Annotated in this window: 20 protein-coding genes; 9 read left to right on the forward strand and 11 right to left on the reverse strand. The window is 55.3% G+C overall.

The features are described 5' to 3' along the window. The first annotated feature begins 35 nt into the window (after positions 1-35). Positions 36-1,322: an MFS transporter gene (locus K5Y32_RS23195; RefSeq protein WP_222186002.1), complete on the forward strand. Its 1,287-nt coding sequence runs from the start codon at positions 36-38 to the stop codon at positions 1,320-1,322. 13 nt (positions 1,323-1,335) lie between these two features. Continuing rightward, complete coding sequence (yfaU, locus tag K5Y32_RS23200) at positions 1,336-2,136, forward strand: 2-keto-3-deoxy-L-rhamnonate aldolase (RefSeq protein WP_222186003.1); 801 nt, start codon at positions 1,336-1,338, stop codon at positions 2,134-2,136. Positions 2,137-2,256: 120 nt separating this feature from the next. On the opposite strand, the gene K5Y32_RS23205 is transcribed toward yfaU, so the two are convergent. Continuing rightward, positions 2,257-2,748: a helix-turn-helix domain-containing protein gene (locus K5Y32_RS23205; RefSeq protein WP_222186004.1), complete on the reverse strand. Its 492-nt coding sequence runs from the start codon at positions 2,746-2,748 to the stop codon at positions 2,257-2,259. A gap of 317 nt (positions 2,749-3,065) precedes the next feature. Here K5Y32_RS23205 and K5Y32_RS23210 point away from each other — a divergent pair, with 317 nt between their 5' ends. Next, entirely contained in the window at positions 3,066-4,088 is a 1,023-nt protein-coding gene (locus K5Y32_RS23210) for an alpha/beta fold hydrolase (protein ID WP_222186005.1), read from the forward strand. A gap of 30 nt (positions 4,089-4,118) precedes the next feature. On the opposite strand, the gene K5Y32_RS23215 is transcribed toward K5Y32_RS23210, so the two are convergent. The 3 genes from K5Y32_RS23215 to proP all read right to left on the reverse strand — a co-directional run bounded on the left by K5Y32_RS23215 (position 4,119) and on the right by proP (position 7,799). Further along, positions 4,119-5,090: a diguanylate cyclase gene (locus tag K5Y32_RS23215; RefSeq protein WP_192236953.1), complete on the reverse strand. Its 972-nt coding sequence runs from the start codon at positions 5,088-5,090 to the stop codon at positions 4,119-4,121. A 109-nt stretch (positions 5,091-5,199) separates the two neighbouring features. Beyond that, positions 5,200-6,177 (reverse strand): porphobilinogen synthase, encoded by a 978-nt coding sequence (hemB, locus tag K5Y32_RS23220; protein WP_101762712.1) that lies wholly within the window; start codon positions 6,175-6,177, stop codon positions 5,200-5,202. Between the two features lie 116 nt (positions 6,178-6,293). After that, positions 6,294-7,799 (reverse strand): glycine betaine/L-proline transporter ProP, encoded by a 1,506-nt coding sequence (gene proP / locus K5Y32_RS23225; protein WP_101762711.1) that lies wholly within the window; start codon positions 7,797-7,799, stop codon positions 6,294-6,296. A 349-nt stretch (positions 7,800-8,148) separates the two neighbouring features. On the opposite strand from proP, the gene K5Y32_RS23230 reads away from it, so the two are divergent. The 3 genes from K5Y32_RS23230 (at position 8,149) to K5Y32_RS23240 (ending at position 10,003) form a co-directional block, all read left to right on the forward strand. Continuing rightward, positions 8,149-8,949, forward strand: coding sequence for a hypothetical protein (locus K5Y32_RS23230; protein ID WP_222186006.1), 801 nt, complete (start codon positions 8,149-8,151; stop codon positions 8,947-8,949). Then, positions 8,942-9,412, forward strand: coding sequence for a hypothetical protein (locus tag K5Y32_RS23235; protein ID WP_222186007.1), 471 nt, complete (start codon positions 8,942-8,944; stop codon positions 9,410-9,412). The genes K5Y32_RS23230 and K5Y32_RS23235 overlap by 8 nt, the downstream gene beginning before the upstream one ends. A gap of 111 nt (positions 9,413-9,523) precedes the next feature. Continuing rightward, positions 9,524-10,003, forward strand: coding sequence for a hypothetical protein (locus tag K5Y32_RS23240; RefSeq protein WP_222186008.1), 480 nt, complete (start codon positions 9,524-9,526; stop codon positions 10,001-10,003). Here K5Y32_RS23240 and K5Y32_RS23245 read toward each other — a convergent pair. Then, complete coding sequence (locus tag K5Y32_RS23245; protein WP_222186009.1) at positions 9,995-10,954, reverse strand: D-2-hydroxyacid dehydrogenase family protein; 960 nt, start codon at positions 10,952-10,954, stop codon at positions 9,995-9,997. The two genes, K5Y32_RS23240 and K5Y32_RS23245, sit on opposite strands and share 9 nt — an antisense overlap. Further along, positions 10,929-12,533: an EAL domain-containing protein gene (locus K5Y32_RS23250; protein WP_222186010.1), complete on the reverse strand. Its 1,605-nt coding sequence runs from the start codon at positions 12,531-12,533 to the stop codon at positions 10,929-10,931. Before K5Y32_RS23250 ends, K5Y32_RS23245 begins: the two co-directional genes overlap by 26 nt. Before the next feature lie 227 nt (positions 12,534-12,760). Between K5Y32_RS23250 and K5Y32_RS23255 the strand changes: the two genes are divergently transcribed. Continuing rightward, on the forward strand, positions 12,761-13,525 hold the full coding sequence (locus tag K5Y32_RS23255; RefSeq protein ID WP_222186011.1) for a class II aldolase/adducin family protein: 765 nt from the start codon (positions 12,761-12,763) through the stop codon (positions 13,523-13,525). Between the two features lie 11 nt (positions 13,526-13,536). Further along, positions 13,537-14,481 carry an ABC transporter substrate-binding protein gene (locus K5Y32_RS23260; RefSeq protein WP_222186012.1) on the forward strand — a complete coding sequence of 315 codons (945 nt, stop codon included), beginning with the start codon at positions 13,537-13,539 and terminating at the stop codon, positions 14,479-14,481. An 82-nt stretch (positions 14,482-14,563) separates the two neighbouring features. Here K5Y32_RS23260 and K5Y32_RS23265 read toward each other — a convergent pair whose 3' ends face one another. From K5Y32_RS23265 to K5Y32_RS23280, 4 genes are all read right to left on the reverse strand, one after another. Continuing rightward, on the reverse strand, positions 14,564-15,610 hold the full coding sequence (locus tag K5Y32_RS23265) for an AI-2E family transporter (protein WP_101762704.1): 1,047 nt from the start codon (positions 15,608-15,610) through the stop codon (positions 14,564-14,566). Between the two features lie 120 nt (positions 15,611-15,730). Further along, positions 15,731-17,380, reverse strand: coding sequence for an iron ABC transporter permease (locus K5Y32_RS23270; RefSeq protein WP_222186013.1), 1,650 nt, complete (start codon positions 17,378-17,380; stop codon positions 15,731-15,733). A gap of 3 nt (positions 17,381-17,383) precedes the next feature. After that, complete coding sequence (locus tag K5Y32_RS23275) at positions 17,384-18,355, reverse strand: ABC transporter substrate-binding protein (RefSeq protein ID WP_222186014.1); 972 nt, start codon at positions 18,353-18,355, stop codon at positions 17,384-17,386. Beyond that, a complete protein-coding gene (locus K5Y32_RS23280) occupies positions 18,333-19,046 on the reverse strand; it encodes an ABC transporter ATP-binding protein (RefSeq protein ID WP_222186015.1) in 714 nt (237 codons plus the stop codon). Before K5Y32_RS23280 ends, K5Y32_RS23275 begins: the two co-directional genes overlap by 23 nt. 226 nt (positions 19,047-19,272) lie before the next feature. On the opposite strand from K5Y32_RS23280, the gene K5Y32_RS23285 reads away from it, so the two are divergent. Then, positions 19,273-20,496 (forward strand): MFS transporter, encoded by a 1,224-nt coding sequence (locus tag K5Y32_RS23285; protein ID WP_222186016.1) that lies wholly within the window; start codon positions 19,273-19,275, stop codon positions 20,494-20,496. 214 nt (positions 20,497-20,710) lie between these two features. On the opposite strand, the gene K5Y32_RS23290 is transcribed toward K5Y32_RS23285, so the two are convergent. Then, entirely contained in the window at positions 20,711-21,526 is an 816-nt protein-coding gene (locus K5Y32_RS23290) for a TIM barrel protein (protein WP_222186017.1), read from the reverse strand. Positions 21,527-21,653 lie beyond the last annotated feature (127 nt).

Below are 21,653 nucleotides of genomic sequence, written 5' to 3' on the forward strand. Positions count from 1 at the left end.
CGGCGACGCGTCGCAGCCCTGCGTGAGGGTTTACCATGGATAATCTGGTGTTAAGCGCGGTTAAAAAGAACCGCGCGCGTCTTATTCCTTTCATGTTGATGCTCTACGTGCTGGCGTTTCTCGACCGCGCCAACATTGGTTTCGCCAAAGAGGCGTATCAACTCGATACCGGCTTGAGTAACGAAGCTTACGCGTTAGGTGCTGGAATCTTCTTTGTGGTGTACGCGCTGCTCGGCGTACCGGCCAATTTGCTGATGCGACGCTTTGGCGCGCGCAGCTGGATTGGTGGCACCACGCTGCTGTGGGGATTTCTGTCGGCGGCGATGGCATTTGCTGATACCGAAGCCAAATTCCTGCTGGTGCGAACCCTGCTTGGCGCCGCTGAGGCGGGTTTCTTCCCCGGCATGATTTATCTGACCTCGCTGTGGTTCCCGCAACAGCAGCGCGCCAGCGTGATGGGGCTGTTTTATATGGGCGCGCCGCTGGCGTTGACGCTGGGTTCACCGCTTTCTGGTGCACTGCTGGAAATGCACGGCGTGCTGGGCCATCCCGGCTGGTTCTGGATGTTTATCATTGAAGGGTTGCTGGCGGTGGCGGCCGGTGTTTTCACCTTCAGCTATATCGACGACACGCCGGCACAAGCGCGTTTTCTCAGCGCCGAGGAGAAGCAGGCGCTGCAACGTCAGCTGGAGAGCGAAGAGCAGCAAAAACCGACTTCACATCTGCGTGATGCGCTGCGCAATGGTCGCGTCTGGCAGCTCGCCATCATCTATATGACCATCCAGATTGCGGTTTATGGCCTGATTTTCTTCCTGCCTTCTCAGGTCGCAGCGTTGTTGGGCACCAAAGTCGGTTTCCTCGCTTCGCTGGTAGCTGCGATTCCGTGGGTGGCCGCGCTGTTTGGCACCTGGCTGATTCCGCGTTATTCCGACCGCAGCGGCGAGCGTCGCCGGGTGGCGGCGTTCACCTTGCTGGCGGCTGCCGTCGGGATTGGTTTGTCCGGATTGGTTTCGCCGCTGTTAGCCATCATCGCGCTCAGCGTCGCGGCGGTGGGTTTTATTGCCGTGCAGCCGGTGTTCTGGACCATGCCGACGCAGCTGCTTTCAGGTACCGCGCTGGCCGCAGGTATCGGCTTCGTCAATTTGTTTGGCGCGGTAGATGGTTTCCTCGCACCGCTGATTCGCGTAAATGCCGAGATGCAATTTAACAGCAGCGCCGCTGGATTGCTGGCGCTGGCGCTGATTGCCGCCATCGGTTCACTGATTATCCTCAGCCTGAAAGTGGAGCGTCAGTTGCCACACTCTCAGCAGCCAAGTCATTGATTAAGGAGAAGCTATGCAGGATCCGTTAAAGAATCCCTTTAAAGCCGGATTAGCCAAAGGCGAAACGCAGATTGGTTTGTGGCTGAGCAGCACATCGTCGTATCTGGCCGAAATTGCTGCCACCAGCGGCTACGACTGGTTATTGATTGATGGCGAACACGCACCGAATACCGTGCAGGATCTCTATCATCAGTTGCAGGCGGTTGCGCCGTACCGCAGCCAGCCGGTGATTCGTCCAATCGAATTCCAGACGGCGCTGATTAAGCAGGTGCTGGATATCGGTGCGCGCACCTTGCTGGTGCCGATGATCGATACCGCCGAACAGGCGCAGGCGCTGGTGAAGGCGACGCGCTATCCGCCTTTGGGCACGCGCGGCGTTGGCGCAGGCGTGGCGCGGGCGGCCCGTTGGGGGCGCGTGGAAAATTATATGGCGCGCGCCAATGAAGAGTTATGCCTGCTGATTCAGGCCGAGAGCAAAACGGCGATTGATAATCTCGATGCGTTGCTGGAAGTGGAGGGCGTTGACGGAGTATTTATTGGTCCGGCAGATTTGTCCGCCTCATTAGGTTATCCCGATAATGCGGCGCATCCTGAAGTGCAAAAGGTCATTGAGCACAGTATTAAACGTATTCGCAGCGCAGGAAAAGCGGCCGGTTTTCTGGCGGTTAATCTGGAGATGGCGGAACGCGCCATCACTTGGGGAGCTAATTTCGTTGCCGTCGGCGTGGATACCATGCTGTATACCGATGCGCTGGATAATCGGCTCGCGCATTTTAAAAAGAGCATAAACGCGCTGAATAAATCGAGCTATTAAATGGAAAAACGGATGGTGCGCCATCCGTTTTATTCATGATGCAAGTCGTAAGGTTGACATAAATAAGTCTATTGGCGTTAGAAAGAGTGCGAAAGGCGTTAATAAAACAGTCGTGCTTTATTAGCGCATTACGCAGTGGAGTCGTGGCATAAATTTATCGCTGCGTACCGCAGGAGTAACAATATCTTTATTACGTTCGGTGGCATCAAATCCCGCCTGACGACAGAGCATGCAGGGATCGTTGCTTTCGCGCATCGCTTGTTGAGCGTCATCGTCGAGCTGGCGCTTGCGGCAAAAGAGCGGCGTGCAACCCAGCACATGCTTAAACGAGCGGGTAAAGGATTGCTGACTTTCGAAATGGTATTTCACAGCCAGGCTGATTATCGGCGCGTTGCTATCTTTTAAGTCATTGATACAGTGAATAAGTTTCTTTTTGCGAATGAAGCGTGCCAGCGTTTCATTATGATAACGGGCGAACAGTTTCTGCAGATACCATTTTGAATAGCCAGACTTCAGTGCAATATCATCAATAGTTAAACGTTGATCCAGATTAGCCATAATCCATTCGGTTACCGAATCAATTACCCCTTCATTATATTTTTGCTGTGTCATCGTAGTCCTCCATTAACAATGGCAGAGTGTAATTTAATTAATCTTTCCAATCTGCAATTAATGTAAAGTTTTCTGATTGTTTGGTTGTTTTGTTATTTGTCATCAAGGCCGGTCTTGTTTTTCGTGAATTTACAGGTTTTCTTGTTGTGATGGTGTTGAGTATTTATCGTAATAACGGGCGTTATTATTAACTCAAATTTTTCATCGCTTCGCGGCGCTTAATAGTAAAAGGTGTGCTTTCTGGCGGCACACCTCATCAATACTTAACGCGGATTAACGTGCCACACTGAAGGTTTTCACTGTTGAGGAATCACCTAATGGGTTTTCGTTTCAAGCCAAAACAGTCACTTGCCGTGATTCTGGCATCAGTGGCATTAGGCGCTGTTGCTCCGGCGCTCGCCGCCAATGTGTATGGTGAACAGCTCGAAGGCTTTAGCTATCCCTATCCGCTGCAGCACTTTAACCTCTCCTCGCAGCAGCAAGCGCTGAGTATGGGTTATATGGATGTCAAACCTACGCAGCAGGCCAACGGTGAAACCGTGGTGTTGATGCACGGCAAGAACTTCTGTGGCGCAACCTGGGATGACACCATCAAAGCGCTGAGCCAGAAAGGGTATCGCGTCATCGCGCCAGATCAGATTGGCTTCTGCAGCTCAACTAAACCAGCTAACTATCAATACACCTTCCAGCAACTGGCACAGAACACCCATCAACTGTTGCAGCAACTGGGTATCGACAACGCCATTATGGTTGGGCACTCGACCGGCGGCATGCTGGCGACGCGTTATGCGCTGATGTATCCCAGACAAACGCAGAAGCTGGTGCTGGTCAATCCCATCGGCTTAGAAGACTGGAAAGCCAAAGGCGCGCCGTGGCGCTCGGTGGATCAGTGGTATCAGCGTGAACTCAAGCTGGATGCGGCGGGCATCAAGAAATATGAACAGCAGACATATTACAGCGGCCAGTGGAAGCCGGAGTATGACAAATGGGTCGATATGCTGGCCGGGCTAAACAGCGGGCCAGGTCACAAGAAAGTGGCGTGGAACTCGGCGCTAATCTACGACATGATTTTCACTCAGCCGGTGTATTACGAGTTTAAAGATCTACGCGTGCCGACCACGTTGATGATTGGCACCGCAGATACCACGGCGATTGGCAGTGATATCGCGCCGCCGGAAGTGAAAGCAAAACTCGGGCATTACAATGTATTGGGTAAGCAGGTGGCGCAGCTGATTCCCGGCGCACGCTTAATCGAATTCCCGGGCATGGGGCACGCGCCGCAGATGGAAGAACCGCAGAAGTTTAATCAGACATTGATTGACGCTTTGGCTGACAATTAACCGTAGGGTCGCCATTTATGGCGACCAACATCAACTCAGCTTCTTTTTCCCGTTCTTAGCGGCGTACATCCGTTCGTCGCTACCTTCCAGCAGCTGTTCCAGCGACTGCGGATGATCGGGATCGAACTCAACAATGCCCGATGAGAAGTGCAGAGCGTAGCGGCGCTCCAGGTTCTGGGTTTGCTGTTGCAGGAAACCATCAAAGCGCGCCAACACACCTTCGGCATCGGCTTGCTGCAAGCCATTAAACAGCACCACAAATTCGTCGCCGCCCAAACGGGCAAAGATATCCGCATGGCGAAAACTCACCTTCATGGCGTTGGCAAAGTCCATTAATGCGCGGTCGCCTTCGCGATGACCGAGCGTATCGTTGATGGCTTTAAAGCGATCGAGATCGAGGAAAGTCAGGCTGGCCGGTAACTGCTTCAGCTGGCACTCATTCAGCGCCAGCTGGCCGAGCGTCATAAAGCCACGGCGGTTGGTGATTTGCGTCAGTTCATCGGACGTTGCGGTTTGGAACGCCACCAGCTCCGCTTCCGCCATTGCGGCTAAATCACGCAAGGTGTGGATATCGTCCGCATCGAACTGGCGCGCATGATGATCGATAATGCACAAGGTGCCGACTTTCGCACCAGCCGGCGTGCGCAATGGGCAACCGGCATAGAAACGCACCGGATTTTCGGCATTTTTAACCAGTGGATTATCGAAGAAGCGTTCGTCATCAAGCGCGTTTTCCACCACCATCACATCATCCTGCAGCACGGCGTGGCCACAGAAAGAGGTATTGCGCGGTGCGGTGGTATCGCTTGAACCCGCAGTGGATTTGAACCACTGATGGTCCTCTTCCAGCAGGCTGACCAGCGCAACGGGTACACCAAACAAACGACGGGCAAGGCGGGTTAAACGGTCGAAACGCTCTTCGGCAGGCGTGTGCAGAATGTTGAGCGCACGTAACTGGGCCAGACGATATGACTCGTCCGCAGGCAGTGCAGGTGCTTTCATCGCGTTACTCTTATTAATTATGGAATTACAGAAACACTGGTGTTTAAGCCACAAAGGCTGAAAGCGCCGGGCAACGGTATGCGATGTCCGATGCCAGGCGTAACGATAATCAGAGCACTTTTTGCTCAGCGAGATCAAGGGCAAAATAGCTGAAAATGAGATCCGCGCCGGCACGTTTAATCGCGCCAAGGCTCTCCAGAACCACATTACGTTCGTCGATGGCACCCGCCTGCGCGGCGAATTTGATCATCGCGTACTCACCGCTCACCTGGTACGCAGCGAGCGGCAGCGTGGTGCGTTCGCGGATATCGCGCAGGATATCGAGGTAAGCGCCAGCCGGTTTTACCATCAGAGAATCTGCACCTTCCGCTTCATCAAGCAGCGACTCGCGCAGCGCTTCACGGCGGTTCATCGGATTCATCTGGTAAGTCTTACGATCGCCTTTCAGCGCGGTGCCTGCGGCTTCACGGAACGGGCCGTAGAAGGAGGACGCGAACTTCGTCGAATAAGACATGATGGCGGTATCGGTGAAGCCAGCGGCGTCGAGCGCCTGGCGAATGGCTTTCACCTGGCCATCCATCGCGGCAGAAGGAGCGATAAAGTCTGCGCCGGCTTGTGCCGCAACCACGGCTTGCTTGCCGAGGTTAATCAGCGTTTGGTCGTTATCGACGCCGTGATCGCACAGCACGCCGCAATGACCGTGGCTGGTGTATTCGCAGAAGCAGGTATCAGACATCACGATCATTTCTGGCACGGTGTCTTTGCAGATACGTGACATACGCGCCACTAAACCGTTCTCATTCCAGGCATCGCTGCCGGTGGCGTCGGTGTGGTGGGAAATACCGAAGGTCATCACTGAACGAATGCCCGCTTTGGCAATACGTTCAATCTCATAAGCTAAACGTTTCTCGGGGATACGCACCACGCCCGGCATGGCGTTAATGGGCACATAATCGTCCACGCCTTCTTCAACGAAAATCGGCAGTGCCAAATCGTTGATGCTGAGGTGAGATTCCTGGAACATTTCGCGCATTGACGCGCTTTTGCGCAGCCTTCTTGGGCGCTGGATCAGATTAAATTCAGACATGCTCTACAACTTATGCAGGTTAAAAAAGTGGCAATAGTTTACCCCTTTTCGCGGCTGCGCATGAAGGATTGTGTGCGGAAACGAAAACTCCCGCCGGGCGGCGGGAGTAGGGAAGATTACTCGTTGATGTCCGGATGCTGCTGCACCAGGTTTTTACGTTTCGCCTCAAGCTTGGCGATCTCGTCATCAATATCTTCGATTTTCTGCTCGATGTTGTCGTGATGCTCCTGCAGGATCTCACGTGCTTCATCCATGTCCGACGCGGCTGGCGTGGCACCGCGCAGCGGCTTGTTGGCGGTCTCTTTCATGAAGATACCGGTAATCAAACCAATCACCGCGACAACCATCAGGTAGTAAGCCGGCATATACAGATTGTTGGTGGCTTCCACTAAATAAGCAGCGAATGTCGGCGTTAGACCGGCAATCAGTACCGAAATATTGAAGGCACTTGCCAATGCGCTGTAGCGAATGTGGGTTGGGAACATCGCAGGTAGCGAGGATGCCATTACACCGGTAAAGGCGTTTAAGATCACAGCCATCAGCAACAGACCGGCAAAAATCAGACCCAGCACGCCACTGTTAATCAGCATAAAGGCCGGAATCGCGAAGGCAAACAGGGCGATACTGCCGATGATGACAAACGGACGACGGCCAAAGCGGTCACTCAGCATGCCCATTACTGGCTGCACAAACAACATACCCATCATGATAGCGATGATGATCAACACGCCGTGATCTTCCGAGTAGTGCAGGTTATGTGACAGGTAACTCGGCATGTAGGTCAGCAGCATGTAGTAGGTCACGTTGGTGGCAATCACCAGACCGATACAGGCCAACAGGCTTTTCCAGTGTTTGGTCGCGATCTCTTTAAACGACACTTTCGGGCCGTCGCGCAGACCTTCACGGTCGCCTTGTTCCAGCTTGTCAACGTGCTGCTGGAACGCCGGCGTTTCTTCCAGGGCATGACGCAGATACAAACCGATAATGCCGAGCGGCAGCGCAATAAAGAACGGAATACGCCAGCCCCACTCGAGGAATTTCTCTTCACCGATAATGGTGGAGATCAGCACCACGACGCCCGCACCGAGCACAAAACCGGCGATGGAGCCGAAATCAAGCCAGCTGCCCATAAAGCCGCGCTTGCGGTCAGGCGAGTACTCGGCAACGAAGATCGATGCACCGGTATATTCACCGCCGACCGAGAAGCCCTGCGCCATTTTTGCCAACAGCAGCAGAATCGGTGCCCAAATACCAATTGAGGCATAGGACGGTATCAAGCCGATACAGAAGGTACTGATCGACATAATGACGATAGTAATAGAGAGGATTTTCTGGCGACCATATTTATCGCCCAACATACCGAAGAACAAACCACCGAGTGGACGAATCAGGAACGGAACCGAGAACGTACCCAGTGCAGCAATCATCTGTACACTTGGTGAAGCATCCGGGAAGAACACCTTACCCAGCGCGTAAGCCACAAAGCCATAAACACCAAAATCAAACCATTCCATCGCGTTGCCCAGCGAAGCTGCGGTAATGGCTTTACGTAAACGGGAGTCATCGATAATCGTGACATCATCAATCCCGATAGGTTTTACACGCTTCCTACGTAGTTTCATGCAGATACCCTGTATTGGAATTCGAAAAATCCTCAACGCTGCGGACTCAAACAATGCCAACAGTCCGCGGCGTTGAGAAAATTAAAGCATAGCCGGGAAATAACGCTTTTTCCCTGGCCTGCCGGGCAATTATTAGGGGGGTAATGATTGCCAACCGCGACAGAGTATACCGATTTAGTGTGATATTTGTCATGTTTTCACCATTAACTGCTTATTTTTTAGCTAATGCTGTGGCTTAAACGCGCCAAAAAAGCGGAGCGTAATCACGTTACAAGCTGCCGTGAGCGTGCGTCTTGTGGTGAAACTACATATACTTACGTAAGTTGCTTTTTTGGAAATCAGGTTTCATATGGCGCGCTTTGCTTTATTTGCCAAAAGTCTCTGTTTTGATGCCGACCAACAGGTGTTTTATCCCCTCAATTCTCCTGCACAACGCGTAGCATTAACGCCGCTGCAAAGTGCGGTGTTACGTCGTGTGTTAAATGCGCAGGGGAAACTGGTACGCAATCAGGCGCTGCATGTCCTGTTTCAGCGTGAACGCTCTGAGATACCCTTTGCCGATAGCCTCACCACGACGATTGCCGAGATTAACCGTCTGGCACTCCTTGCTTACGCACCGGGCGCCTTGATTCATCAGGTTCCGCTGATTGGCTGCGTGCTGGCGGAGCAGGTAGATGTTGAACCCTACAGTGACAGTGTGCCTATTGTAGCAAAGGTTGAGGCGCCTATTGACGCCCAGCCTGAACCGCTAGTACAGGCTGCGGTAGTAAAGAAAAAATCCTGGCTGTTGCGCGGATTGCTGGCGGGATTTTTGCTTTTTAATGTAGTGCTAGCGCTGGTCGCGCGCCACGAGTTAGCCCCGAGCGACCATCAAGGCACCAACTACAAATCTTACGGGCACGAAGCGAAAACGCAGGTGTTTATCGCGGAAAGTCTGATGCCGAACTCCTTTGCCGTCCAGGATGCCCTGCGCCGCTATCGCGACTTAAAACCGCGTCTGGCGGATGGTTCGATACCGTCACTGCTGTATATCAACCGGTCGCGCACACGCGTGTTTACCAGCACATTTATCTGCGCCAGGCCGATGTCGCAAAAGAACAATGAGTGTCTATCGTGGATGGTATCTGCTCAGGAGTTACCCGATGCGTAAATCATTGCTCGTTATGGCCATTGTTGTTGCATTTATCTTGCCGTGGGCGTTGGTGCTACTGGTGCGTCCAGCCGAACCGGTGCCGGAATGGTGTGAATTTCCCTATCGTATCCAGAATGAAGCGATGCCGGCGGGCGTGATTAACGCCACAGTACGAAATCGCTTTAAAGCTGATGGCAGCGGCAGTTCAATCCTGACCGGCACCATTACGCTTCGCGATCGCCATTACCAGTTGAATCGGGTGTCTGATTATAGCTGGCATCGGCAGGGTGATTTTATGCTGGTGAATACGCATCAGGTGCAGATTATGGCCAATGATACGGTGCCTGCCGCACTCGCGGCACAGGTTCTTTTCACTTCAGGGCGGGAAGCGAATAATGATTTTTATCAGATGTATCAACTCCCCAATGGCGATCAAATAATCAATTATTCTGGTATGCCGCGGCTTTATTGCCATAGCTGAGAGTTGCGCAAATAAATAAGAAAAACTTACCATTAAGCGAGGCGGTAACCTCTGCTTGCCAGCTCCAAAACATTGGGTAATACTCTGCCGCCGTGCTTTGGTGGAGTGTTCATGTCGAGGATAAACGCCCAGTCTTTTAAGAATCCCTGGCTGTCGATGAGCGACAGTGTAGAAAGCAATCTTATCAATCTTGTGCCTGCGGCACCGCGTACGGCTGCGGTTTCCAGCACCTCGACGGCGTGGATTAACTGTGGCGAGCGGGCAGATGCGCAGCTGGCATTATTGGTGCAACAACCCGATGAACTACTGCAGCGCCTGAAAAGCTGGCGTCAGGCCGGATTACTCTCCCGCCAGGCGACCGAGAGCTTGCGTCAGCTGCAACGGCTGACACAAACCAGCATCGCACGTAACCAACCCATCACGCAGCTTGATGAATATCAGCAATTAGTGGGACAGTTAACGCCGACGCTGGAGCGCATTAATCAACGTCTTAACGCCCAGCGCGATGTGCCGAATGGCGCGCTGGCGGAAGACAGCCTCGAAGTGGCGCTGCGTATTGCGGAAAAACGGCGCGCAGGCCGTTCAGAGTAGCGAGCGCAGCGGCGCACCCGTCAACCATCCCTGAATATCTTCCACCGCCTGCGTGAAGTAGGTGCGGTAATTGCTGTCGGCGACATAGCCGAGATGCGGCGTCGCCAGCACGTTCGGCAGCTGACGCAGCGGATGATCGGCGGGCAGCGGCTCCTGTTCAAACACATCCAATCCCGCACCGGCTAACTGACCCGACTGCAGTGCGGCGATCATCGCCTGTTGATCGACAATGCCGGCGCGCGAAGTATTAATCAGCAGCGCGCCGGGCTTCATCTGCGCCAGCGCCGCTGCATCAAGCAAATGGCGTGAGCGCTCGCTCAATACCAGATGAATTGACACCACATCGCTGCTACTGAGCAGCGCAGCCAGCGATGGCGAACGTTCTACACCACACTCGGCGGCGCGCTCGGCGGTTAGATTCTGGCTCCACGCACACACGCGTATCCCAAACGCCTGCGCCACTTTTGCCATCTCGCCGCCGATTTTACCCAGTCCGAGTAATCCCAGCGTTTTGCCCTGCAGGCTCATGCCTAAAGTGTGCTGCCACGCGCCGTTGCTGCGCAGCGCCTGATTCTCCGGCACGATATGGCGCGCCAGTCCCAGCAACAATCCCCACGTCAGTTCCAGTGGTGCCGCACTGCTGCTGGCGGTGCCACATACCGCGATATAGCGTTCCGCGCAGGCATGCAAATCAATGGAAGCATTACGCATGCCGGAGGTGACCACCATTTTCAGATTAGGCAAGCGGCCAATCAGCTCGGCGCTGAGCGGCGTGCGTTCGCGCATTACTACCAAAATATCAGCGTGGGCGATCTGCTTAACCAGTTCATCCTGGTCGGCGAGATGTTCAGTCAGGGAAGTGGTTTGCACAAGTGGGGCGAGCGATGCCCAATCGGCAAGCGACTGGGCGACGTTCTGGTAATCATCAAGAATGATGCAGTTCAGGCTCATGATGTTCCTCAACGAGAAGTGGCTTGTGCCCTTGCTCGCTGAGCCAGGCACGCAGCCGGTCATTATCCAGCGGACGGGCATAATAGTAGCCCTGAATAAATATCACACCACGCTGCCGCAGGTACTCAAATTGTGTTGCGGTCTCGACGCCTTCGCCGAGCACATCCAGTTCCAGCTTGTGGCACAAATTAATAATCGCGTCCAGCACCGGCGTTTCCACGTCGAGGCCTTCAATCGCATTGATAAAGCCGCGATCGATTTTCAAATAATCGAGCGGGAAGGTGAGCAGATAGGTCAGCGAACAGTGACCGGTGCCGAAATCATCGATCGCCACCTTCATGCCCTGCGCACGCAAATGACGCAGCTTACACGCCACCATTTCGCCATCTTCAATCAGGCTGCGTTCGGTCAGCTCCAGCGTAATAATCATATTTTTATCTTTAATGCGCGCTGCGAACTGCTCGATATCCGCTACAAAATCAGCATGTTGCAGATGTTCCGCTGCCAGATTCAGCCCGATGTGGAAACCGGGTTCGACCTGCCAGCTCTGAATATCTTCCGCCATCAACTCCAGCAAATGCTGTGTCAGCGGCACAATCATGCCTTCGGCTTCAGCGGCGCTGATAAAGATATCCGGGCGAATCATGTCGCCGTTGGGCCGCTGCCAGCGCAGCAAGGCTTCAGCGCCGGCGCAGGCGTGCAAGGTATTGCTGTAAACCGGCTGATAATGCACTGAGAACTGGCGGGCGCGGATGGCGCGGGCAATTTCATCGTGCCAGGAAATACGGCGACGCAGCCAGTTGGCGGTGAGGATCATCAGCAGAATCGAGAAAATCGCCGCCATCGGCAGGAAGATAAACAGCGCCTGACGCCAGGCTTTGAGCAGCTCAGAAGCCGGAACGGTTACATTAACGGTGATGGGATAGCGGCTGGAGTCGGCCTGAAAAGATTCACTTTTCATATACAGCTTTGGCTGCATGTCAGTCGGTCCGCTGGCAATCACCGCACCGCCACTAAATTGCAAGCTCATGTGGTAACCGCGTGAACCGCCAATGGCGTTCATGAAATCCATCAAATATTGGCCGTCGATGACCGCCCAAAAACCGCTGGTATCGGGAAGCTGACGCATAAACACCACCGCCGGACGATTCGGCACGCCAATGGTGCCGCGCACCGAAATGCTCCACCAGGCTTTGCCGGTTATCGGCGGCGGCTGCATCATCATCTCGGTCAAGGTGCCATGTCGCAGACCAAAGGCGGACGAGCAAGTAATGTCATTGCCTTTCAAAATCCCAATGGATCGAAAATAGGGATTGAGCGTACCGGCGCGCTGCAGCTGATCTTCGATTTTGGCACAAGGCTGGTACTGATACTGGCGCATCTCAGTGATCATATTCCAGGCGTTGTCACTCATCTTTTCAGCCTGAGTAATCAAGGTATTGGCGGTTGAGATCTGCTGTTGGCTGACGGTGTGGCGCGCTTCGATGGCCGTACAAAGGATGCCGAGCACCAACGGCAGCAACCCGGCACAAACGATTAAGACCCAATCAAAATCGTGATGTCGTTTTTTCAGTGGCACCAGACAATCCTCAGTCGGTTTAAGCTGCGCTTGCGGCGTCAGCAGCATACCATTTTCACAGGGCTGTGTAGGGTAGCGATTTAAGATTAAACCGGTCTGATACAGGTCAATGATCAATCTCACTTTGCGTTTAATGACAATGTTTTGCCGTTATTGGCATTTCCCAGCGGCAAAAACGCTATGCCACGATGTTAGGTAAGCACATTGACCTGAAATGAGGAGCGGAAATGAGCACGGAAACCCTGGATGTCACATCACTACGGCAGCGCATCAGCGAAGGCGAATGGCAGGCGCGTACCAAGCTGGCGCAGGCTTATCATCTGGCGGCGAAGCTACGCTGGACCGACCATATTTACACCCACTTTTCCCTGCGCGTACCGGGCGATCAGCCGCACTTTCTTATCAACGCTTTCGGGCAAACCTTCGATGAAATCCAGGCGGAAACGCTGGTAAAAATCGACATCGACGGCAATATTATCGACGACCCAACCGGGCTGGGAATTAACCTTGCCGGATTTGTTATTCACAGTGCGATTCACCGCGCGCGGCCAGATGCCCATGCGGTGCTGCACACCCACACCGCGGCCGGCATTGGCGTTTCGGCACAGCGAAACGGCTTGCTGATGATTTCGCAACACAGCACGCGTTTCCATAATCGCCTCGGCTATCACGATTACGAAGGTATCGCGCTGGATCTCGACGAGCAGCAGCGCATCGTTGCCGATCTCGGCGATCTCAACGCGCTGATCCTGCGCAATCACGGCCTGCTGACCAGTGGCGGCAGCATTGAAGAAGCTTTCTACAACCTCTATTACCTCGAACGCGCCTGCCAGGCGCAGTTGGCGGCACAATCGGGCGGCGCAGATCTGATCATTCTGCCGGACGCCGTTTCCGAGAAAGCCGCGCAGGCGTTTGATAACAGCATTCGCAATCGCAAATATCAGCTGCACTGGGATGCTTACATCCGCCAGCTCAACCGCAACGCACTCTGAGAATCTCCCCGATGAAATGGCTGAAACCGGTAATTTCTGCGCTGCTGCTGTGCGCGGCGTTTGGCAGTCAGGCGGCGCCTGATTTGAGTAAAGTCACGCTGGTGCTGGGCGATCAGGCGCGCAATCTGCGTTCGCTAATTGAAGCGGCAGATGTGATGAAAGACGCGCCTTATCAATATCGCTGGGCGAATTTCCAGGGCGCGGCGCCACTGTTTGAAGCGCAGCGCGCCGGCGCGGTGGACACCTCGTACGCCGGTGATTTGCCGGTGCTGATGGCGGCGTCGGGCGGCGTGCCGCTGAAGATCATCGCCACCAACGTCGGTGACGCCGGTTCGAACGGGCTGATCGTCCCCGCCGATTCGTCGATCCACAGCGTGAAAGATTTGGCTGGCAAGCAGGTTGTTGTCTCGTCGGCGCGCGGCAGTATCTCGCAGCACTTGCTGTATGAGGCGCTGGAAGAAGCGAAAGTGCCGCGTGATACGGTGCCGGTGCGTTTTGTGCTGCCAACCGACGCCAGCGCGGCGTTTAACTCCGGGCAGATTGCCGCATGGGCGACCTTCGATCCCTATTTAGGTATCGCGGAAAAGCATGGCGCGCGTCTGCTGCGTGACGGCAAAGGGCTGACAACCGCGCTGTCGTTTGTCACCGCCACGCAAAGCTCGCTCGACGATCCCGCCAAGCGCGCGGCGATTGCGGATTTCACCCATCGTCTGGCCAAAGCGCGCGAATGGGCGCTGGCGCATCCGCAGCAGTATAACGAGGTGTATGCGCAGTTAACGCGCCTGCAACCGGCGGACGCGCAGCAGATTACGGCGCGTATTTCCCACGGCGTGCGTGGCGTGACGCCAGATGATGTGGCGAAGGTGCAGAAGGTGTCGGACTTGTTCAGCGAGTTGAATATCCTGCCAAACAAAGTCGATGTGCAGGCGATTACCGATAACAGCGTGTTTCAATAAGCGGCGTAGGGTCTCTATTCATGGCGACCTGGTGCGCTTAAATGCGCACCCTACGAAAACCAGCATTACGGCGACCTGGTTATTACCGCGCCCGTTTGCCCGGCCGCCCATTACCCAGCATAATCGCCAACCGGCTGCCGCCTGGCGTGGTTTCCATCAAAATCTTGGTCACGCTGGTGAGCGGCACCGACAGCAACATGCCGACCGGACCCAGCAGCCAGCCCCAGAAAATCAATGATAGAAACACCACCAGCGTCGAGAGTCCCAGCCCGCGCCCCATCAATCTTGGCTCCAGCATGTTGCCGAACACCATATGAATCGCGCTGAACAGCGCCGCCACCAGCATGGCGTCATAAATATCATTTAACACCAGCGCCTGAATAAATGGCGGAATACCGGCGATGATCGGGCCAATGTTGGGGATGAAATTAAGGATGAACGCCACCACGCCCCAGAACAGCGCGAACTTCACGCCGAGCAGCAGCAGCGACAGCCAAACGGCCACGCCGGTAATCAAACTCACCAGGGTTTTCAGTGCCAGATAGTGCGTCACACCTTTCAGCGCGCGGTGCAGACCGGCGATGCGGATTTGTGGATTAACCATCGCATTGCGCATCTTGTACGGCAGATGACGCACTTCAAACAGCATAAACACCACGGTGAGGATCAGCAGCAGGACGTTGGTCATCGCGCCGGACAGCTGTTTTAGCACCGATGTTGCCATGTCCATCACCACGTTGGGATCGAGGCGCGCAGCCAGCGCTTCGGTAGAGATGTTGATATGAAAACGCGCGGCAAAATGTTGCACCACCGCCAGTTTCTGCTCCAGCATGGCGCGGATTTGCGGATAGGTATCGCTGAAGTCACTGGCCGAGCTGGCGAGTACAGCAATGAGTAACAGTACGACGATAAAAATCACGGTGATCACCAGCGTAATCGCCAGGCCACGTTTGACGCCGCGTCGCATTAGCATCGTAACCAGCGGATTGAGCACAATAGCTAAAAAGCTGGCGAGTAAGAAGGGCACCAGAATGTCCGAGGCGGCGCGAATGCCCGCCAGAATAATCACCAGCATCGCCAGTTTTACCAGGATGTTCTGGCCAATTTTTTCCTGAAGCAGGTTATTCATTCTCTCTCCTGAGACAAAATTTCTCAGGAGAGTGTAGTTGATGAAAATTAACCTTCTGTTTTTTAAGATAAAGAGAAGTCCTGGTCGTAGGGTCGCCATTTATGGCGACCGTCATTATCATCACCGGGCCTGACGCCGCATCAGCACGGTGGCCGCTAACATCAAACTCAAACTGGCGAGCAGCGTCAGCGTGGCCATCGCCATACCTTGTCCCACCGAGCCCTGTTCGAACTGACGCCAGATAAAGATCGCCACGGTTTGCGTGCCTGCCGGAGCCAGCAGCAGCGATGTCACCAGCTCGCGCGACGCTACGGCAAACACCATCATCATCGCCGCCAGCAAGCTGGGCGCGACCAGCGGCAGCACAATCAGATGCAGCGCCTGCAAACGTGATGCGCCGTGCACGCGCGCCGCCGGTTCCAGCGTTGGTGCCAGCTGGCGCAGCGCGCTACTGACATAGCGCACCGGCCACGGCAGCAGCAAACAGCTGTACGACAACAGCAGAATAAACATCGTGTTATAGGGCGAAACCGGCCAGAAACCGCGGTTCCACAGCAGAATTAATCCCACACCCACTACCACGCCGGGCATCGCCGCAGGCAGCAGCGCCAGGCCATCCATCATCGCCAGCAAACGGGTTTTCCCTTCCGATACGCGCCAGGCGATCAGAAAACCCAGCGCGCCGGTCAGCAGCGCCGCGCCGAGCGCCAGGCCAATGCTGGTGGAGAAGGCCGCCAGCGCATCGCCTTGCTGGCTGAACAGCGCGCCGAAGTGGCGTAGCGTCAGATTACTCAGATACAATCCGCCGGAGAGCGTATTCAGTAAGCCGCTCAGGGTCATCGCGCCGAGCGGCAGCACCACCGCCAGCAGCACGGTGACAGCAAACGGCAGCAGCATTAAGATTTGTAAGCGTCCCGCATGCGCCAGTTCCTGACTCACCGGTTTGCCACCAACCGCCGTCACATCGCTGCTGCCGGTCAGTTTGCGCTGCAGCAGCCACGCCGTGAGCGCCATCAGGCTCAGCATCAGTGACAGCGACGCCGCGCCAGGCAGATCGATCGGCCAGTCGGCGAGTTTGGTTTCAATGCCAACGGTCATCAGCGTCAACTTCGCCTGCGCACCGAGCGCCGCAGGCACGCCGTACTCCTCAATCGCCAGCGTAAACGCCAGCAGCACGCCGCCCGCCAACGCCGGTAAGGTAAGCGGCAAGGTGATGTGCCAGAAGCCGCGCCACGCCGATGCGCCATGCACGCGCGCTACCCAGGCAAGGCGTTGCCCGCTCGCCAGCAGCGAACGCGACACCGCGAAATAGACCACCGGAAAGATGTTCAGCGTCATCACGCCAATCATGCCGCTGCTGCTAAATAGCAGGCTGTCGAAGTTGATGCCGGTGAGTTGTTCGATATACCCGTTGCGTTGCAGCGCCAGCGTCCATGACAGCGCCACAATATAGGGCGGCGTCAAAAAGGGGATCAGAAACAGCAGATCCCACAGCGCCGCGCCCGGCAAGTGGAACAGGCCGCGCAGTGCGCCGAGCGTCAAGCCCAGCAGCAAACTGCACAGCGCCACGCCGCCGCCGATTTTCAGCGTGCCCAACCACATCGCTACCAGCTGCGGATCGTCCAGCAGCGCCGGAAAAGCACTAAAAGCGCCGCGCCAGCTGCCTTCGCCGAAGTAGGGAAACAACGCTTGCAGCACGATAAACAGCAGCGGCAGCGCCACCAGCAGCAATAACGCCAGCAGAATCAAGCCATTCAGGGCACGCGACATCGCTTACTGTCCGAACAGGGCGCCAAAGCGCTTCAGCACCGCCGAACGTTCGCTGCTGCCATCCTGATTAGTCGGCAATAACTTGATCTCGGTAAACAGCGGACGTTGCGCTTTGATATCGGTACGCGCCGGCATCAGCCAGGCTTTCGCTACTTGCTCCTGACCTTCATCCGACAGCACGTAATCGACGAATTTCTTCGCATCATCTGCATGCTGGCTGCTTTTCAGGATCATCATCGGACGCGGCGCGACCACGGTGCCGTTTTCCGGGAAGATCACCTTCACACTCTCGCCCTGCGCGATGTTGTTATAGGTGACGTAATCGACCGCACCAAACACCGCCGCTTTCGCGCCCTGCAGCACCGGCGTCACCGCCTGCGCGTTGGGTCCGCTCATCACCATGCCGTTGGCTTTCAGCTGGTCAAACAGCTGCCAGGCTTTTTCGCCTTCGCTGTTTTGCAGGCCAATCAGCAGATCGAGCGACGCGCCAGACAGCGCCGGATCCGGCGTGGTGACTTTATCTTTGAAGGCGGGCGCGGTGAGATCCTGCCAGGTTTTTGGCTCTGGCGTGTTGCTTTGCGTATTCCACACGATGCCGAGCGCGGAAATGCCCTGCGCGACATAGTTGGCGGTTTTGAACTGATCCGGCACCTTGGCAGCATTAGCACTTTCGAAAGGTTGCAGCCAGCCGCGCTGTTGCAGATCTTCGGCGGTATCCCACGAAGCCGAAATCAGCACATCGGCCTGCGGATTGGCCTGTTCCGCTTCCAGACGCGCCATCACTTTGCCGGTAGTGGCCTGGAAAATATTCACTTTGATGCCGGTATGTTTTTCAAATCCGGCGGCAAGACTTTTCGACAACGAACCCGGGCCGGCGGTGTACACCGTCAGCGCCTGGGCGTCGTTGATCATGATGGCGGAAGTCAAAATCATCGCGCTGATGGCTCCTGTTTTAACTGACTTGAGAGATGGCATTGTGGTCCCCTGAGAGGTGAGTAACGGAAACAATCTGGCCCTGCGCCAGGTGAATGATGCGGTCGGCCAACGTGTTGGCTTCGTCGCGATCGTGCGTAACGTAAACAGCGGTGATGCCCGCCGCGCGCAGCAAATCCGCCATGGTGTGAACCAGGGTTTCACGCAGATCGCGGTCGAGGTTGGAGAGCGGTTCGTCGAACAGCAGAATGGCCGGTTTCGCCACCAGCGCCCTCGCCAGCGCCACGCGCTGCTGCTGGCCACCGGAGAGCAACGCCGGTTTGCGATCGCCAAAATCCGCGAGGCCAACTTGCGCCAGTGCGTCATCGGCCTGTAGCCGCGCTGCGGCTTTTTTCATGCCGCGCATGCGCAGCGGAAAGGCGACGTTTTGCGCCACCGACATGTGTGGCCACAGCGCGTAATCCTGGAACACCATGCCGAGGTTACGCTGCTCCGGCGCATCGCAGTGGCACGGCGATGCTACGCAGCGTTGGCCAATCCACAGTTCACCTGCGGTGGGCTGCAGCAAACCCGCCAGCAGCTTTAGCAGCGTGCTTTTGCCACAGCCGCTCGGGCCGAGCAGCGCAAGGATTTCACCTGCAGGAATGGTCAGGGAGAGATCGTGCAGAATAGTCAGGTTACCCACCGACCATCTGAGATTTTTCAGTTCAATAGGCAGCGCGGCATGCGTCATCGGCCTCCTCCCGCGAAGGAGTGAGCGTTACGCACGCGCGCCTGAGAAATCAGGGGCGTCATCAGATTGTTATCCTCTTTGGGATTTGATTGAGGGCGAGTCTACGAGCGCGATATGACGAAATGATGACCGTAAAACTGGGCATTTCACTGATGCGGATAAAACCAAAAGGCGTATAGTTATCCTCTTGTTATAAAAATTCCGTCACCCACGAGCGCAATCACTCATGCCTGACTCGCCTGCCGCCGCACCTGAACACGGCCGTTTTCGCCTCAATTTACTGATCCTTTCCATCGTGAAGTTCAACTTCGCCAGCTATCTCACCATCGGCTTGCCGCTGGCGGTGCTGCCCGGCTTTGTCCATGACGGGCTGGGTTACAACGCCTTCTGGGCCGGATTGGTGATCAGCCTGCAATACATCGCCACGCTGCTAAGCCGCCCGCATGCGGGACGCTTCGCCGATCTGTGGGGGCCGAAAAAAGTGGTGGTGCTGGGGTTGGTGGGCTGTTTGCTGAGCGGCATCTGTATTCTGCTGTCGGCGCTCAGCGACGGGCAGGGCGTGCTGAGTCTGGTGCTGCTGTGTCTGGGGCGCGTGATTCTGGGTATCGGACAGAGTTTTTCCGGCACCGGCACTTCACTGTGGGGCGTGGCGCGCGTCGGTTCGCTGCATATTGGCCGGGTGATTTCGTGGAACGGCATTGTCACTTATGGCGCGATGGCGATTGGTGCGCCGCTCGGCGTGGTGATTTTCCGCAGCGGCGGCTTGCTGCTGCTCTCCAGCATCATCATCGCCATTTGTGTACTGGCAATTGCGCTGGCGCTGCCGCGTGCGCCGGTGAAAGGCAGCAAAGCCAAGCCGCTGCCGTTTCGTGATGTGCTGAGCAAGGTGTACGGTTTCGGCCTGATTCTGGCGATGGGTTCCGCTGGATTTGGCGTAATCGCCACCTTTATCACGCTGTTTTATCAGGATAAAGGTTGGGATGGCGCTGCCTTCGCGTTGACCATGTTCAGCGCCGCGTTCGTCGGCACGCGCCTGCTGTTCCCGAATGCCATCAATAAGCTCGGCGGTTTGCACGTGGCAAGTATTTGCTTCGCGGTGGAAGCGATTGGCCTGTTTTTGGTGGCCGGTTCGTTCGATCCATGGATGGCGAAGATGGGCGCGTTCCTCACCGGCGCGGGTTTCTCGCTGGTGTTCCCGGCGATTGGCGTAGTGGCGGTGAAAGTAGTGCCACAGCAGAATCAGGGCAGCGCGCTCGCCACCTATACCGCGTTTATGGATTTGTCGCTGGGTATCACCGGGCCGATTGCCGGTTTCATCATGAGTTATGCCGGCGTGTCGCTGGTCTATTTCCTCACCGCGCTGCTGGTGTGTTTAGCGCTGTTCTGCACGCTGCGCATGATTAAGCGGATGCCGGACGATCCGGTGGTGGAGGTTAAGGAGAACGCGTAGTTTTGCTATCTAACTCAGGCGTACCCTAAATAGTTTAAGTCAGAGCAAGGCGGCAAGCGTGAGAATCCCCAGGAGCTTACGCCCGTAAGTGACTGGGGTGAGCACGAGCAGCCAACGCAGCTATGGCTTAAAATATGACGGGTATCAAAAAAAGGCCTCCGACCGAGGCCAACACTAGCAAAATGTGTCATTAGACACAGATAAGGGTTCGTTTTCAGGCTTGCAGTAATTCAATGCTTTGACGAATTTCGCGTTCGATTTCTTTTGCGCTCCACGTCTCCAGCGATGAGGCAAAGGGTTCAAATGCATAAACGCCTTTGTAGCCCAGCATCTCCAGACGTTTCACCTGCGCCACGCTGTTCAGCACATCGCGGTCGCTGAGCATGATGCGTTGTTCATCGGTCAGTTGCGCCGTTGGGCGGGTATCTTCCACCCCGGATAAATGCACCAGACCAATATGGTTGATATCAATCTCCTGCGGGAACTCGTTTTCGGCGTTCTCATACAGGTGATGATGGAAGGTATCGAGCAGCACCTTAAACGGGACTTTTGCTTGCTGAATCAGTTGCTGCGTCTGCACCGCCGAGCGCAGCGAACTGACCGGGAAGCCCAGCGGTTCAACCAGCCCCTGAATGCCATACTTTTCAAAGCGCGGCGCCAATACCTGCAGCGCTTCCAGCGTCTGCTGGGGCGAAATCTCAATCCCTTCATTGAGCGGACACATCACCAGCGCTTTTGCGCCGATGGCTTGTGCTTCCTGTAGCAGCGCGTCGGCCTTAGCCAGTAGCGCCTCATCGGCACGGTTAAACGGATAGAGCGCGTTAATCGTGACGATTTCAATATGGTACTTATCCGTTAGCGCACGGAGCTGCGTCGCGCTGAGATCATCGGTTACCTTGCCGCTCTGCATGTCATTACGCAGTTCAACCTTGCTTAATCCCAGACGCTGCACCAGCTGAAAGAAGGCTTCCAGCGTTAGCCTGGGCGCAATTTTACGGTTAATACAGAAACGAGTCGGATCGATGGCCATGTGCGGCTCCTGTAAACGGATACGGATGAGGTGCTGCAAAGAAAACATTTATTTCATTATTATTGAATTATGAAATATCAGATATTGGATCTGCCTCGCAAAAATTTCATATTTCGTTTCGCGTTTC

It is taken from the genome of Pantoea sp. DY-15, from assembly GCF_019795935.1.
GTDB lineage: Bacteria > Pseudomonadota > Gammaproteobacteria > Enterobacterales > Enterobacteriaceae > Pantoea > Pantoea leporis.